Origin of the sequence: Sulfitobacter dubius (genome assembly GCF_027214245.1) — a bacterium.
In the GTDB taxonomy this organism is placed as follows: domain Bacteria; phylum Pseudomonadota; class Alphaproteobacteria; order Rhodobacterales; family Rhodobacteraceae; genus Sulfitobacter; species Sulfitobacter dubius_A.
Genome location: NZ_JAPWHM010000004.1, coordinates 543,437 through 559,338 on the forward strand (window position 1 = coordinate 543,437; position 15,902 = coordinate 559,338).

The window sequence follows — 15,902 nt, forward strand, 5'->3', positions numbered from 1 at the left end:
CCACGCTGGGCGGCGGGGGGGTGCGAGCGCGGCCCCCCCGGCCCCCCCCCCCCCCCCCCCGGCCCCCCCCCCCCCCCCCCGGGGGGGGGGGGGGGGCCGCCCCCCCGCGGCCTTACGGCCTTGATTCCGGGCTGTTACGCACGAAGTGAACGAAGCGCCAATCAGCCTACTTAAACACCGCAGGCCGCTTGCCGAACTCCGCCGCGATCACCTCCATCTGCTCAGGCTTGCCCAACAGTGCCGCCTGCTCACGCGACTCGGCCTCCAGCACATCCACATCGGACGCACCGGATTCCGCGTATCCAATCAACCGTTTCGCCGCCTTCACCGCATTCGGCCCCTTACCTGCAATCACCCGCGCCAGTTCCAGCGCTGCCGCCTGCGGGTCTTCGGCGACCTCGGTCACCAGCCCCCAACACTCCGCCTGCGCGGCATCCACCGGCGCGGCGGTATAGGTCAACCGCCGCAACACATCCGAGCGCACCAACTGCGGCAACAGAACCATGCCGCCCATATCCGGCACGATGCCCCATTTCATCTCCATCACTGCAAGCTTCGTATCCGGCGCGGCAATCCGAATATCCGCGCCAAGCGCCAATTGCATCCCAGCGCCATAGACCACCCCGTGAAGCGCCGCGATCACCGGGATCTCTAGGCGGTGCCAGACCATCGACACCTCCTGCCACTTGTTCGTCGTCCCATCCCCGTGTGTCCGCGGCATGATCAACGCTTCAGGATCCTTACCTACCATCCCTGACAACCCACCAATATCGATCCCGGCGCAAAAGCCTTTGCCCTCGCCTGAGAGCACCACCACCCGGGCATCCGAGGCCGCAACCTCCTGACCTGCCGCGATGATCGCTTCGATCATCTCATCATCCACCGCGTTCATCTTGACGGCGCGGGTGAGGGTCACATGGGCGATATGGTCTTCGATCCGGGTGGTGACGCGGGGCATGGCTGTTCTCCTGAATGTTTGGCGCAGTTCAGCGCAGATCATCGCGCGGCACCAGCAAAACGTGGCGGCAGGTGCGGCGGCACTTGCCCTCTCAACGGCGCAACCCTACACCTTGGCGCATGACATATGCACGCCTTACCCCCCTCGCCGAACGCCTGCCCGCCAACGTCCCCTTCGTGGGCCCCGAAGCGCAGGAGCGCAGCCTAGGCCGCCCCTTCAAAGCGCGGCTTGGTGCCAATGAAAACGTCTTTGGCCCCTCGCCCCGCGCCATCGCAGCCATGGCTAAGACCGAGATGTGGAAATATGGCGATTCAGAAAGCGTGGAACTGCGCGCGGCGCTGGCCGAGCTGCACGGCGTTGCACCCGGAAACATCATCGTTGGCGAAGGCATCGACGGGCTGCTGGGCTATCTCGTCCGTCTGCTGGTGGACGAAGGCGACGCGGTGGTAACCTCGGAAGGCGCTTACCCGACCTTCAACTACCACGTCACGGGCTTTGGCGGCGTGCTGCACAAGGTGCCCTACCGCGACGATCACGAAGACCCGGCGGCGCTTTTCGCCAAGGCGGCGGAGGTTGATGCCAAGCTGGTCTACCTCGCCAACCCCGACAATCCGATGGGCACTTGGCATGAGGGCGCGGCACTGGCGCGCGCGCTCGACGACCTGCCCCAAGGCAGCCTGCTGTTGCTAGATGAGGCTTATATCGAATGCGCCCCCGAGGGCACAGCCCCCGAACTTTCCGCCGATGACCCACGGGTGATCCGGATGCGCACCTTCTCCAAAGCCTACGGCCTCGCCGGGGCGCGGATCGGCTATGCCATCGCCGCGCCCGAGTTGATCACCGCCTTTCACAAGGTTCGCAATCACTTTGGTCTCAACCGCGCAGCACAGGCAGGGGCCTTGGCGGCGGTGCAGGATCAAGACTACCTTAAGCAAGTTCAGACCCAGATTGCCGTGGCCCGTGACAGGATCGCTCAAATCGCCGAAGAGAACGGGCTCAGCACCCTCCCCTCTGCCGCCAACTTCGTCGCGGTTGACTGTGGCAGCGATGGCACCTTCGCCAAGGCGGTCCTCGACGCGCTGGTGGCGCGGGGGATCTTCGTGCGCATGCCCTTCGCCGCGCCGCAAAACCGTTGCATCCGCATCAGTTGCAGCACGGCGCAAGAGCTGGATCACTTCGCCGCCGCATTGCCCGACGCCTTGACCGAAGCGCGCGGGGCCTAGGCCCCGCCGATCACCTCCGCCGCCGCTTGCAACGCGCCGGGCCCGTGGTCGATCTTCAACGCGCAAAGTCCAGCTTCGATCCCGCCGAGCAGCCCCATGACCATATGGCCGTTCACATGGCCCATATGGCCGAGGCGGAAAAAGCCATGCCACGCAGCCTCCCCCGGCAGGGCCATGCCCAGCCCCACGCCCAGTGTCAGGCCCAGATTGCTCTGTACCCAATCGCGCACCTCGGTCGCATGGGGCGCCTGCAGCCGCAGCGCGGTGACGGCATGGCTGCGCAGGGCGCGGTCTTCGATGTTGAACCGCAGGCTGCCCTCTGCCGACCATGCCTCGCACGCCGCCCAAACCGCGCGCGCCAAGGTGGCATGACGCTGCCAGACCTGCTCGATCCCCTCCTCATGGATCATATCAAGCGCGGCGCGCAGGCCATAAAGGTGATGCGTCGGGGCGGTGCCGCCGTGGTACTGATAGAATTCCTCCGCATGGGCGCGTGGCGACCAATCCCAATAGCGGCTCACCCGTGGCAAACGCGCGCGGGCTTCCTCGGCACGGTCGTTGAAGAACACGAAGGCCATGCCCGGCGGCACCATCAGCCCCTTTTGCGAGGCGGTGACCATGACATCGACGCCCCAAGCGTCCATCTCGAACCGCTCGCACCCGAGCGAGGCGATGCAATCGGCCATCAAAAGCGCGGGGTGGCCTGCCTCATCCAACAGACGGCGCAGGCCGGGGACATCGTTGCGGACCGAGCTTGAGGTGTCCACATGAACCGCCATCACCGCTTTGATCTGGTGGCCCGTATCGGCCTTCAAACGCTCGGCAACCTGCGCCAGATCAATCGGCGCGTTGCGGCCAAAGTCGAGGATTTCCACCTCCGCCCCCAGCCCCGTTGCCATCTCGGCCCAGCCATGGCCAAATCGCCCCGTGGCCAAGACCAGAACGCGGTCGCCGGGTGCTATGACATTGCTCAGCGCGGCCTCCCAAGCGCCGTGGCCGTTGCTGATATACATCGCAACATGACGATCTGTACGCGCCACACGTTTCAAATCGGCCGCCAGTGCCGGCATCATCTCAACCAGCTCACCCTCATAGATATTCGGGGCGGCGCGGTGCATCGCGCTCAGCACCGCATCGGGCATGACCGACGGGCCGGGAATGGCAAGGTACGAACGACCTTGGGCGAGTTTACTCTGCTTTGTCATGATATTAGCTGCCGTTTTGAAAATGCGTGACCGGGCTGCGGTCGGGCGCAGCTTACTGCCCGCCGGGCCGGGGTCAACACGCGATCGGACGTAAGGTAAGCCGCGCCCCCGACACCCTTCACCCGCCCCGCCCCGGCCCGGAAGCGCGCCCTTCGCGCACCCTGCGACGGCTTGCCCTGCCTGCGCGGCTTTCGTACACGGGATCCGACTGCCCAAAAGGATCAGGCACCGGCATGAATGATGACAGTTACACCTCCGCGCAGTTGATGCGCTGGCTTTGGCATGACTATCTAAAGAAACACACCGGCCTGATGGCCATCGCGGTGATCTTCATGATCATCGAAGGCTCGACCTTGGGCGTGTTGGCCAAGCTGATGGAGCCGATGTTCGACCGCGTCTTTGTCGGCGGCGACCAAGGTGCGCTGGTTTGGGTGGGGCTGGTGCTGGTGGCGATCTTTGCGCTGCGCGCGCTGGCCACGGTGGTGCAGAAGGTGTTGCTGACCCGCGTGGCACAGCGCACAGCGGCGGACCTGCGCATCGACCTGTTGGACCGGATGATGCAGCAGGATGGTGCCTTTCACCAAAACCACCCGCCCGGCTTTCTCGTGCAGCGCGTGCAATCGGATGTGAACGCGGTTAGCGATGTCTGGCGCGCGGTGATCACCGGCGCGGGGCGCGATCTGGTGGGGCTGGTGATCCTGATGGGTGTCGCCATTGCGATTGATCCGATCTGGGCACTTTTGGCGATGGTCGGTGTGCCGCTAATGGTGCTGCCGGCCGCCATCGCCCAGCGTTTCGTCCGCGCCCGCTCGCGCGAGGCGCGCGACATCGGCGCCAGCCTGTCGACACGTCTGGACGAGGTCTTTCACGGCATCGTGCAGATCAAACTCAACGCGCTGGAAGACTATCAAGCCCGGCAATACCGCGAGTTGACGCGCACCTTTATTCGCACCGAAGTTCGCGCCGCCTTTGGCAATTCCGCGATCCCGGCGATGATCGACATCATGTCAGGCATCGGTTTCATGGCCGTGATCGTCTATGGCGGGTCCGAGATCATCGCGGGCAACAAGACCATTGGCGAGTTCATGACCTTCTTTACCTCGCTCGGGTTTATGTTCTCCCCCCTGCGCCGCCTCGGCGCGATCAGCGGCCTGTGGCAGATGGCCGCCGCCGCGCTGGAACGGATCAAGGAGCTGCTTGACGCGCCCTTGCACCTGCGCAGCCCGACCAAGCCCGTGGCCGCGCCCGATGGCCCGCCTGACGTTGCCTTGGCAGATGTTTCGCTCTCCTACGGCGATACAAAGGTGCTGAATGCATTGAACCTGACCGCGCAAGCGGGCCAGACGACCGCCCTTGTCGGCGCCTCGGGCGCGGGGAAATCGACCATTTTTAACCTGCTCACGCGGCTGGTGGATCCACAAAGTGGCACGGTTCAGATCGGCGGGGTCGACACCACGTCGATGACCATCCCGGACCTGCGGGGCCTGTTTTCTGTCGTGACACAGGAGGCGCTGCTGTTTGATGAGACCCTGCGCGAGAATATCGTGCTGGGCCGCGAGAACGTCAGCGACGAAGAACTCGACCGGGTGCTGAAAGCCGCCCATGTGGCCGATTTCCTGCCGCAGCTTGAACAGGGGCTGGAAACCCGCGTCGGCCCGCGCGGTTCGGCCCTGTCGGGCGGGCAGCGTCAGCGTGTGGTGATCGCCCGCGCCCTGCTGCGCGACACGCCGATTCTGCTGCTTGATGAGGCCACCAGCGCCTTGGATGCGCAATCAGAACAAGTCGTGCAGGACGCGCTTGATCGGCTCGCCAAGGGGCGCACAACCATCGTCATCGCGCATCGGCTCTCAACCATCCGTAGCGCGGATAAGATCGTGGTGATGGACCGCGGCCAAGTCACCGACGAGGGCACCCACGACGAATTGATGGAGCGCGGCGGCATCTATGCCGACCTTTACCGCCTGCAATTCCGCGACGGAAAGACGGTGTCGGATGCCCGTGGCCTCAGCGCCCTCTCTGCAAAGAAGCGCCGCGAAAGGGCGCGTCAGCCCAATCTGTTCCAACGGATCGGGGCGGTATTCTTTAACTGAGTACAGGGGCGTGGGGGCAACCCGCGCCCTTTTCACGACCGCCGATAGCTTTCCGCAAGGGCGTCGGGGCTGGCACCCATTATGTAGCGCATCAGCGTCCACAAGTTGCGCCCACCGCGGCGAAGCCAGCCCTGACGGCGGTATTTCTCGGCACTGGTCACGGCGATGCCCTCAAGCCGCGCCAAACGCCCCCGCAGGGCGCGGGCCAAGGCGACATCCTCCATCAGCGGCTGATCGGGGTAACCGCCGACCGCATCATAAAGTACGCGGGACAGCAGCAGCCCCTGATCGCCATAGGGCAAGCCACAAGCGCTGCGAAAGTTCGCCCAGCCCGCGACCAACCGCGGTGCCAACCCGCGCTGATCGAACCTGAGGCGAAACCACCCCGCAGCCTTTGACCCGCCGGCCATGTGAGCCTGCACCGCATCGGTCCAACCCGGCGCCAGCACCGTGTCGGCATGGAGCACCAAGAGCCACTCACCCCCCGCCGCGTCGCATCCGCGGCGCAACTGCCCACCTCGCGAGGGCGCGCCTGAGATCGCCTCAGCCCCCCAACCTTCGGCCAGCCGAGGTGTGCCATCTGTCGACCCGCCGTCGCTGACGATCACCTCGCGGATCAGCCCGGCCTGCAACCCTTCGACAAGCGCGGCAAGGCAGGCAGGCAGCGCGGCGGCTGCATTGAGACTGGGAATGACGACAGAGATCGGCGCGCGCATGGTTGCCCCTTTTGGATGGGTTTGACAGGTTATATGTCATGGCCAGCAATCAAAGGACAACCGCATGACCACGCGCCGCATTCTGCGCCTCTCCGGCCCCGACACCCGCGATTTCCTGCAAGGCATCGTGACCAATGACGTTGGCAAACTGGACCAAGGCCCGGTATACGCCGCCCTGCTGACGCCGCAGGGCAAATATATGGCCGATTTCTTTCTGATCGCTGACGGCGATAGCGTTCTGCTTGATGTGGACGAAAGCCTTGGCGACATGCTGAGCCAACGGCTGTCGATGTACAAGCTGCGGGCCAAGGTGACGATTGAGCCGACCGAGCTGCACCTGCACCGTGGCACCGGCCCCGCACCCGAAGATGCCGTGGCCGACCCGCGTCATCCAGAAATGGGCTGGCGCGCCTATCGCGACACACCGCAGACCGACGACACGACCGATTGGAACGCCCTGCGCGTGGCGCATCTGATCCCTGAGACTGGCGTGGAACTGACCCCGGATACGTTTATCCTCGAGGCCGGGCTCGATCGGATCAACGGGCTCGACTTCCGCAAGGGCTGCTATGTGGGCCAAGAGGTCACGGCGCGGATGAAGCACAAGACCGAATTGCGCAAGGGGCTGACGCGGGTCGAGGTTAGCGGCACCGCCGCGCCGGGCACGGCAATCACGGCAGATGGCAAACCGGCGGGCACGCTGTTCACCCAAGCGGGTGACCAAGCGCTGGCGCATCTGCGCTTTGACCGCGCGAAAGGGCAGATGCAGGCCGATGACGCGCAGGTCACTTGGCCCGGCCCTGCCGCCTGAGCGCCCCAAAACAAGAAAAAGCCCCGGCAAAACCGGGGCTGATCTAGCTTACGTTAGATGACGTCGCGTCAAGCGCGTTCGACATATTCCATGGTTTCGGTGTTCACCACGATCGCTTCGTCCTGCCCCACGAAGGGCGGAACAGAGATCTTCACACCGTTTTCCAGAATGGCTGGCTTGAAGGAATTCGCCGCTGTCTGGCCTTTGACGACCGGCTCTGTCTCGGCAATGTTGCAGACCACTTTTTGTGGCAGACGGGCGTTCAGCGCCTCGGCCTCATGGTACTCGACCACGATCATCATGCCGTCTTGCAGGAAGGGGCGTGTGTCACCCAGAAGCTCGGCATCAAGCTGCACCTGCTCATAGGTTTCGGTGTCCATTACCACCAGCATACCGTCGTCTTCATACAGAAATTGCTGGTCTTTTTGCTCCAGACGCACGCGCTCGACCTTGTCGGCAGAGCGGAAGCGTTCGTTCAATTTGGAGCCGTTGCGCAGGTTGCGCATTTCGACTTGGGCAAAGGCACCGCCCTTGCCGGGCTTCACGTGATCGACCTTTACGGCCGCCCAAAGGCCACCGTTATGTTCAAGGACGTTTCCGGGGCGGATCTCGTTTCCGTTAATCTTGGGCATGTGACAAAACCACGACATAAGGTTGATGATAAGATGACCGGGTCTATATCGGGAGGGATGGTCCCCTGCAAGCGGGCGATATCCGGACGTCGCTGCGGCAACTAGATATGCGCAAGTTGCATGGGAGGTATGCTAAATAGAGGTATCCGAATCAAAGGATATCCGTCATAAGGGCCTCCACGCCCGAATGACAAGAGCAAGAATAATCGAAAGGACGACGAGATGAAAGATTTCGTTGATGGCACCGCTTTCAACAACGAGCAAGGCAACCGCGCACGCAAGCTCTTTGCTGCTGTGGTGCTTGCTGCTTTGGATGACGCAATTGCCGACGACAAGAAATATGGCAACGGACCAGAACAGATCGCCCGCTGGGCCCGTTCGCGCGACGGCCGCGAAGTGCTGAGCTGCGCCGGGATTGACCCCAACGAGCGGGTCGTCGAAGGTCTGATGGAATTTGTGGGCAAAGGCGTGCGGACTTCCGTCGCCCTGTCGCGCGAAGAGTCCGAGCGCCGCAATGCCGCGCTTCAGGCCGAAGCCGCCTGAGAATATCCGCCAAGCGGAGCAATTGACGCAGCCTTCGGGCTGCGTTTTTTTGTGTCCGCTGTTTTGGGCATCTGTCAGTCTGCGCCGAAAAAGAAGATCCAATTGCGCAACGCCAGCCCTTCGGCCAGCAGCAACGCGAGAGTCACGCCCGACAGCACCCACCCCGGCCTGCGCCACCACAGCGTTATGGCAGCGATCGTGCTGACCAGCGCCTCGATCGGGGCGACCCAGCCCGCGCCGTCACGCACATCCCAATAACTGACCGGGCTTTCGAATATCCAACCCGTCAGCGGCCAGAAATGCGCCCGCCCGTCGTCGTGGTGCAGCGGCAGGTCGAACAGGAGATGCAGCAGCGCCGCCCCCGTCAGCGCCACGGCCCAGCCTGCTTGCCGCCAGACCGCGAGCGCCAAAAGCGCGCCCCAGACGATAAATGAATTATCTATCGAAAAGACCGTCTGCCAGAGGTCCGAATAGTAAAGCTTCCCAAAGACCACACTCCCCGGCAGCCCTTGGACATAAAGCGCAAAGCCCGCCATAAGATAGAGCGACAAGTCCGGCAGCAGCGCCCCGACGAGCGCCGCCCAGATCAACGGCTTGGCCCCCTCGCGCCCCATCACGGCAGCGCCCAAAAGCAAATGTGCAGGCGTGTTCATCGCGGCTCTTTCCCCTTCGCTCATTTTGCGCCAGTTTGCGCGAAACAGGGGCAGAATGACATGACCAAAGCCATCATGATACAGGGCACCGGCAGCAATGTCGGCAAGTCGATGATCGTTGCCGGATTGATCCGCGCCTGCTCACGTCGCGGGCTGCGCGTGCGCCCCTTCAAACCGCAGAACATGTCCAACAACGCCGCCGTCACCGAAGACGGGGGCGAGATTGGCCGCGCGCAGGCGCTGCAGGCCCGCGCCGCTGGCGTGGCACCGCATACGGACATGAACCCGGTGCTGCTGAAACCCCAGAGCGCCACCGGCGCGCAGGTCGTGGTGCAGGGCAAGATCGCGGGCCAGCAGGAGGCGCGGGAGTTCGGGCGCAACAAAGCCAGCCTGATGCCCGCCGTGCTGCAATCCTTTCACCGCTTGGCCGAAAGCTGCGACCTAATTGTGATCGAAGGCGCAGGCTCTCCGGCAGAGACCAACCTGCGGGCGGGCGATATAGCCAACATGGGCTTTGCCCGCGCCGCCGGGGTGTCGGTGGTGCTGATGGGCGACATCGACCGCGGCGGGGTGATCGCGCAGATCGTCGGGACGCAGGCGGTGCTTGATCAGGAAGACAACGCGCTGATCCGGGGCTTCGCGGTGAACAAATTCCGCGGCGACCGCAGCCTCTTTGATGCAGGTCGCGACGACATCGCCGCGCGCACCGGCTGGCCGAGTCTTGGCGTGATCCCATGGTTCGACGCCGCCCACCGCCTGCCCGCCGAAGATGTGATGGATCTGCCCGCCCGCGCCCGTTCCGGTGGCTCGGGCTGCGTTATCGCCGTGCCGCGCCTGCCCCGGATCGCCAATTTCGATGACCTCGACCCGCTGGCCGCAGAGCCGGGCGTCGACCTACGCATGATCATGCCCGGCAGCCCCCTGCCCGCCGATGCGGATTTGATACTGATGGTCGGGTCAAAATCCACGATCTCCGACCTCGAAGCCTTCCGGGCCGAGGGCTGGGACATTGACCTTGCCGCCCATATCCGGCGGGGCGGCCATGTGTTGGGGCTTTGCGGTGGCTATCAGATGTTGGGCAAGACCATCACCGACCGCGAGGGGATCGAAGGCCCGGCAGCGCAGGTTGCGGGGCTGGGGCATCTGGATGTTGAGACAACGATGGCCCCGCTGAAACATCTGGCGGAAAAATCCGGCCAGCACCCTGCGAGCGGCACCGATTTAACGGGATATGAAATCCACATCGGCGCAACCACCGGCCCCGACTGCGCCCGCGCTTGGCTCACGTTCGATGGTACGGCTGAGGGCGCGGCCTCACCCTCGGGCCGGGTGCAGGGCTGCTATATGCATGGAATTTTCAGCTCAGACGCCTTCCGCCGCGCCTACCTTGATGGTTTCGGCGTGACCTCATCGCTGGATTTCGAAAGCGGCGTGGAGAATGCGCTCGACGCGCTGGCCGATCATGTCGAGACCTATATGGATGTCGACCTGTTCCTCTCCCTCGCGGCAGAGGTCTAGGCTGGAGAGCGCGCGGCCCTCCAGCCCGAGGCTCAAAACTCGACGACCGCGCGGATCGATTCACCCTTGTGCATCAGATCGAAGCCTTCGTTGATCTGATCCAAAGTCAGTTTGTGGGTGATCATCGGGTCGATCTCGATCTTACCGTTCATGTACCAATCGACGATCTTGGGCACGTCCGTCCGCCCCTTGGCGCCACCGAAAGCAGTCCCGCGCCAAACCCGGCCCGTCACCAATTGGAATGGCCGCGTCGAAATCTCGGCCCCCGCAGGTGCCACGCCGATGATGATGCTCTCGCCCCAGCCTTTGTGGGCACATTCCAGCGCGTCGCGCATGACCTTGGTGTTGCCGGTCGCGTCAAAGGAATAGTCCGCGCCGCCTTTGGTCACTTCGACCAGATGCGCCACCAGATCGCCCTCGACGTTCTTGGGGTTCACGAAATCGGTCATCCCGAAATAACGCCCGACCTCTGCTTTGTCGTCGTTAAGATCGACACCGACGATCTGATCCGCGCCTGCCATCCGCAGCCCTTGGATCACGTTTAAACCGATGCCGCCCAGCCCAAAGACCACGCAGCGCGCGCCCAGTTCGACCTTGGCCGTGTTGATCACCGCACCGATGCCCGTGGTCACGCCGCAACCGATATAGCAAATCTTATCAAAGGGCGCGTCTTTGCGGACCCTGGCCAGCGCGATTTCCGGCACCACGGTGTGGTTGGCAAAGGTTGAGCAGCCCATGTAGTGGTGAATCGGCGTGCCATCGAGCATCGAAAACCGCGTGGTGCCATCGGGCAGCAGGCCCTGGCCTTGGGTAACGCGGATTTTTTGGCAGAGGTTGGTTTTGCCCGACAGGCAGTATTCGCATTCGCGGCATTCTGGCGTGTAGAGCGGGATCACATGATCGCCCGGCTCCAACGTGGTCACGCCTTCGCCCACTTCCAGCACCACGCCCGCGCCCTCATGGCCAAGGATAGCGGGGAAGATGCCTTCGGGATCGTCGCCGGAACGGGTGAATTCGTCGGTGTGGCAGAGGCCGGTCGCCTTGATCTCGACCAAGACCTCGCCGCGTTTCGGCCCTTCGAGGTTCACCTCCATGATTACAAGCGGTTTGCCAGCTTCCACGGCAACGGCGGCACGGGTTCTCATCATGGGTGTCTCCTTCGGGTGTGATCACTGCTGCTTTATGAAGCACGCATGCGGCAAATGTCCAACGTAGAAAACGCCGCTCTGATCGCCTTAACCGGTAATCGGGGCGTCGGATTTGATCTGCCGCAGGATCACATTCGTCGTGGCGGAATTGACTGCGGGATGCAGGAACAAAAAACTCTCCAAAAAGGCGTTATAGGCGTCGATATCGCGGCAAAGCACGCGCAGGTGATAATCCGCTTGGCCCGTGGTGGCGAAACACTCCGTCACCTCCGTCCGGCTTTGGATCGCACGGATGAAACTGGCGAGGGCTGAGGCGTCATGCCGGGTCAGATGTACATGGACCATCGCCTCGAACCCCAGACCCATCGCCTTGGGGTCGACCACGGCGGCGTATCGTTTGATCACCCCCGCCTGCTCTAGTGCCTTGACACGTCGCCAGCAGGCAGAGGCCGAGATATTCAGCTTTTCAGCAAGTTGCGCATTGGGCAGACGCGAATCCTGCTGGAGCAGAAACACAAGCTGCCGGTCTGTCGCATCCATTTCGCTCATCAGGTAATTCTTTCACCATACGGGACTATGATGGATAATTTACCCGGACTTTACCCGTATCGCCAGCAAAACCGGAGCGAAAATTCGGAGCTTCTGCGGTATACTCCCAAGTGAGGAGACCCCCATGACAGAACAACCGCGCGAATTTACCACTTATAAACTCGACGACCGCTATGATCAGACCGAAGGCCGCGTTTTCCTGACCGGGACGCAGGCGCTGGTGCGCATCATGCTGGATCAGGCCCGCCGTGATCGCGAGGCGGGGCTGAACACCGCCGGTTTCGTTTCGGGCTACCGCGGCTCCCCCTTGGGCGGGCTCGATCTGGAATACTGGCGCATCAAAGACCGCGTGGCCAAGGCGGGGGTGAAATTCCTGCCCGCCGTGAATGAAGACCTCGGTGCCACCGCGGTATTGGGCGCGCAACAGGCCCACCTCGACCCACAGGCGGAGGTCGAGGGCGTCTTTTCCATGTGGTACGGCAAGGGGCCGGGGGTGGACCGTTCGGGCGACGCGCTGAAACATGGCAACGCTTACGGCTCGGCCCCCAAAGGCGGCGTTTTGGTGGTGGCGGGGGACGATCATGGCTGCGTCTCGTCCTCCATGCCGCATCAGTCCGACGTGGGCTTCATGTCGTGGTTCATGCCGACGCTGAACCCGGCAAGCGTGGCCGAATATCAGGCTTTTGGCGAATACGGCATCGCGCTTTCACGCTTCTCGGGTACTTGGGTGGGGTTCAAGGCGATTTCGGAAACCGTGGAAAGCGGCGCATCGGTGACACTGACGCCCGACCGCGTGTTCAACCAGCCCGACTACACCGCGCCTCCGGGCGGACTGCACGTGCGGCTTGGCGATCTGCCCTCGCCCGAGATTGAGACGCGGCTGCATCACAAGCTCGACGCGGTGCAGGCTTTCATGCGCACCAATCCCATTGACCGGCATATCTACGACACGCAGGACGCCACTTTCGGCATCGTGACCACCGGCAAGGGCCACCTCGACACGATGGAAGCACTGCGGCTTCTGGGCCTTGATGAGGCCGCCTGCCGCCAACTTGGCATCGACATCTACAAGATCGGCATGGTCTGGCCGCTGGCGCTCGATGACGCGCTCGACTTCGTGAAGGGCAAGCGCGAAGTGCTTGTGATCGAAGAGAAACGCGGCATCATCGAAAGCCAGTTCAAAGAGGCCTTCTATGACTGGCCCGGCTCCAAACCCGCGCGGATGGTGGGTAAGCATGACGAAAACCTTGAGGAGTTGGTGCCTTGGACCGGCGAGCTGTCGCCGCTCAAACTGCTCCCGATCATTGCCGCGCGGCTCAATGTCTTCTTCCCCGAAGAGAACCTGCTGGAAAAGGCCCGCGCCCTGACCGACCAGCCGCCCGTGCTGCTGAACGTCACCGGCGCCACCCGCACGCCTTACTTCTGTTCGGGCTGCCCACATAATTCCTCGACCAAACTGCCCGAAGGCTCAAAGGCCAACTCCGGCATTGGCTGCCATGTCATGGCCTCGTGGATGGACCGCGAAACCGCCGGTTTTGCCCAGATGGGCGGCGAAGGCGTGCCGTGGATCGCCACCTCGATGTTCAACGGGGGCAAACATGTGTTCCAGAACCTTGGCGAGGGCACGTGGTACCACTCCGGCTCGCTCGCCATCCGCCAAGCGGTCGCGGCAAAGACGAACATCACCTACAAGATCCTCTACAACGACGCGGTTGCCATGACCGGCGGGCAACCTGTCGATGGCCCTATTTCAGTCGCCGCTATCGCGCAGGCCTGCCGCGCGGAAGGCGTGGCGCGGATCGCGCTGGTCTCGGACCGGCCCGAACTGTTGGAGAAGGGCGATTTCCCTGCCGACACCACATTTGATCACCGCAGCGCGCTTGACCGCGTGCAGCGCGAGCTGCGCGACATCCCGGGCGTCACAGTGCTGATCTATGAACAGACCTGCGCCACCGAGAAACGCCGCAAGCGCAAACGCGGGTTGATGGACGACCCTAAGAAATTCGTCATGATCAACGATCTGGTTTGCGAGGGCTGCGGCGATTGTTCGTTGGAATCCAATTGCCTAAGCGTCGAGCCGAAGAAGACTGAATTCGGCACAAAGCGGCAGATCAACCAATCGACCTGCAACAAGGATTACTCCTGTCTTAACGGGTTCTGCCCTTCTTTCGTCACCGTCGAGGGCGGCAGCCGCCGCAAACGCTCTGGGGCCGGGCTGGACGTGGTGGGCCTGTCGGCGCAGCTGCCGATGCCCGAACTGCCCAGGCTCGACCAGCCCTTTAACCTCCTGGTGACCGGCGTCGGCGGCACCGGCGTTGTCACCGTGGGCGCGCTGATCACCATGGCGGCGCATCTCGAAGGGCTGGGCTCCAGCGTGCTCGACTTCACCGGCTTTGCACAGAAATTTGGCACCGTGCTGGGCTATGTGCGGCTCGCCCAAACCCCCGAGGAGGTGCATCAGGTGCGCATCGATCAGGGCGGCGCCGACGCAGTGATCGGCTGCGACATGGTGGTCAGCTCCGCGCCCAAAGCCTCGGCCCACTACCGGCGCGGCACGCGGATCGTGCTTAACCGCGCCGAGATGCCGACTGGCGATCTGGTGCTGAACCGCGACGCCGAGTTGCGCATCGACGACCGCGAAGCGGCGATCGCGCAGGCGGTGGGAGCTGAGAACCTCAGTGCCTATGACGCCAACGCCATGGCCGAAAAACTGTTGGGCGACGCGGTCTTCGCCAATGTGATGATGCTGGGTTATGCTTGGCAGAGGGGCCTTGTGCCGGTCTCGCTCACCGCGCTGGAGCTGGCGATCGAGTTGAATGGCGTGGTGCCCGACAAAAACCGCGCCGCCTTTGGTTTTGGCCGGGTCATGGCCGCAAACCCCGAGGCGATTGAGGCGCATTTTGCCCCGGCGCCCGCCCCGGATGACAGTGTCGACAGCCTGATCGCGCGACGGATGGAGTTCCTTACCGGCTACCAGAACCGAGCCTACGCAGAGCGCTATAAATCCCACCTTGATGCTTTGACAAACGCGCTGCCAGACGGCTCCGAAGACCTGCTGCGCGCCGCGGCGAAATCGCTGTTCAAACTCATGGCCTACAAGGACGAATACGAGGTCGCCCGCCTGCACCGCCAAAGCGGCTTTGAAGAGCGCATCGCCGATAGTTTCGAGGGCGACTACAAGGTGCATTACCACCTCGCCCCGCCCGCATGGCCCACCGGCCGCGATGGTCGCGGACGCCCCAACAAGCGCAAGTTTGGCCCGTGGATGGGGCGTGCCTTTGACCTATTGGCCGTGATGAAACCCCTGCGCGGCACATGGGCCGACCCGTTCAGCTACGGCGCCGACCGCAAGCTGGAGGTCGGGCTGATCGACTGGTACGAGGCGGTCATGGCCAAGGCCCCGGCCCTGCCCCATGACGAGGCGCTCGCGGTGCTTTCCGCACCGATGGAGATCCGCGGCTACGGCCCCGTGAAAGAGGCCGCGGCCGAAAAAGTGCTGGCCGAAGTCGCCGCGCACTTAGCCTAAGAGCGTCGTCGAGCAATCGGCGCGCAGCCCGGCCTCATACAATTCGAGGTCGGGCGAACCGTCGGCAAAGTGTGCCACCATCCCCGGCGGGGTGACCAAACGTCGCCCGCTTCCAGCCTCTGCGGTACTTGCAGATATTCAGCCAAGATATCGCCCGACAAGCGCATCATCCTGGTGATTCCATCGACCTTTGCCGCAGTTGGGCGCGCAGGATGTCAGGCGCGAACGGCGTTCTACGTACGACATCCGATAAAGTTTCCCTCGATCACCCAACCGTGAAGGCGACTCGCAGCGCGAAACTCCCCACGTTCACAAGAACCGCATATTCTT

The 15,902-nt window shown here is 63.2% G+C and carries 13 protein-coding genes; 6 read left to right on the top strand and 7 right to left on the bottom strand.

Annotated elements, in window-relative coordinates; translation table 11 throughout:
- Positions 1–166 precede the first annotated feature (166 nt).
- Positions 167–958, bottom strand: a complete 792-nt coding sequence (locus tag O4H31_RS12705; RefSeq protein WP_269346297.1) for a crotonase/enoyl-CoA hydratase family protein — start codon at positions 956–958, stop codon at positions 167–169.
- A gap of 119 nt (positions 959–1,077) precedes the next feature.
- Between O4H31_RS12705 and O4H31_RS12710 the strand changes: the two genes are divergently transcribed.
- On the top strand, positions 1,078–2,181 hold the full coding sequence (locus tag O4H31_RS12710) for a pyridoxal phosphate-dependent aminotransferase (protein WP_269346299.1): 1,104 nt from the start codon (positions 1,078–1,080) through the stop codon (positions 2,179–2,181).
- Here the strand turns inward: O4H31_RS12710 and O4H31_RS12715 are convergent.
- Positions 2,178–3,386, bottom strand: coding sequence for a pyridoxal-phosphate-dependent aminotransferase family protein (locus O4H31_RS12715; RefSeq protein ID WP_269346301.1), 1,209 nt, complete (start codon positions 3,384–3,386; stop codon positions 2,178–2,180). The genes O4H31_RS12710 and O4H31_RS12715 overlap by 4 nt on opposite strands.
- Positions 3,387–3,619: 233 nt before the next feature.
- Between O4H31_RS12715 and O4H31_RS12720 the strand changes: the two genes are divergently transcribed.
- Entirely contained in the window at positions 3,620–5,476 is a 1,857-nt protein-coding gene (locus O4H31_RS12720; protein ID WP_269346303.1) for an ABC transporter ATP-binding protein, read from the top strand.
- Positions 5,477–5,508: 32 nt separating this feature from the next.
- On the opposite strand, the gene O4H31_RS12725 is transcribed toward O4H31_RS12720, so the two are convergent.
- Complete coding sequence (locus O4H31_RS12725; RefSeq protein ID WP_269346305.1) at positions 5,509–6,192, bottom strand: TIGR04283 family arsenosugar biosynthesis glycosyltransferase; 684 nt, start codon at positions 6,190–6,192, stop codon at positions 5,509–5,511.
- A 64-nt stretch (positions 6,193–6,256) separates the two neighbouring features.
- Here O4H31_RS12725 and O4H31_RS12730 point away from each other — a divergent pair, with 64 nt between their 5' ends.
- A complete protein-coding gene (locus O4H31_RS12730; protein WP_269346307.1) occupies positions 6,257–7,003 on the top strand; it encodes a YgfZ/GcvT domain-containing protein in 747 nt (248 codons plus the stop codon).
- Positions 7,004–7,071: 68 nt separating this feature from the next.
- On the opposite strand, the gene efp is transcribed toward O4H31_RS12730, so the two are convergent.
- Positions 7,072–7,635 (bottom strand): elongation factor P, encoded by a 564-nt coding sequence (gene efp, locus O4H31_RS12735; RefSeq protein ID WP_093740442.1) that lies wholly within the window; start codon positions 7,633–7,635, stop codon positions 7,072–7,074.
- 222 nt (positions 7,636–7,857) lie between these two features.
- On the opposite strand from efp, the gene O4H31_RS12740 reads away from it, so the two are divergent.
- A complete protein-coding gene (locus tag O4H31_RS12740) occupies positions 7,858–8,178 on the top strand; it encodes a DUF6280 family protein (RefSeq protein WP_007120494.1) in 321 nt (106 codons plus the stop codon).
- 74 nt (positions 8,179–8,252) lie between these two features.
- On the opposite strand, the gene O4H31_RS12745 is transcribed toward O4H31_RS12740, so the two are convergent.
- Entirely contained in the window at positions 8,253–8,831 is a 579-nt protein-coding gene (locus tag O4H31_RS12745; protein WP_269346313.1) for a cobalamin biosynthesis protein CobQ, read from the bottom strand.
- 60 nt (positions 8,832–8,891) lie between these two features.
- Between O4H31_RS12745 and O4H31_RS12750 the strand changes: the two genes are divergently transcribed.
- Positions 8,892–10,349 (top strand): cobyric acid synthase, encoded by a 1,458-nt coding sequence (locus O4H31_RS12750; protein ID WP_269346315.1) that lies wholly within the window; start codon positions 8,892–8,894, stop codon positions 10,347–10,349.
- A gap of 32 nt (positions 10,350–10,381) precedes the next feature.
- Here O4H31_RS12750 and O4H31_RS12755 read toward each other — a convergent pair whose 3' ends face one another.
- Both O4H31_RS12755 and O4H31_RS12760 read right to left on the bottom strand, forming a co-directional pair.
- A complete protein-coding gene (locus tag O4H31_RS12755) occupies positions 10,382–11,494 on the bottom strand; it encodes an S-(hydroxymethyl)glutathione dehydrogenase/class III alcohol dehydrogenase (protein ID WP_269346356.1) in 1,113 nt (370 codons plus the stop codon).
- 90 nt (positions 11,495–11,584) lie between these two features.
- Positions 11,585–12,046, bottom strand: a complete 462-nt coding sequence (locus tag O4H31_RS12760) for an Lrp/AsnC family transcriptional regulator (protein WP_067629340.1) — start codon at positions 12,044–12,046, stop codon at positions 11,585–11,587.
- A 124-nt stretch (positions 12,047–12,170) separates the two neighbouring features.
- On the opposite strand from O4H31_RS12760, the gene O4H31_RS12765 reads away from it, so the two are divergent.
- Positions 12,171–15,572, top strand: coding sequence for an indolepyruvate ferredoxin oxidoreductase family protein (locus O4H31_RS12765; RefSeq protein WP_269346318.1), 3,402 nt, complete (start codon positions 12,171–12,173; stop codon positions 15,570–15,572).
- Positions 15,573–15,902: the final 330 nt, after the last annotated feature.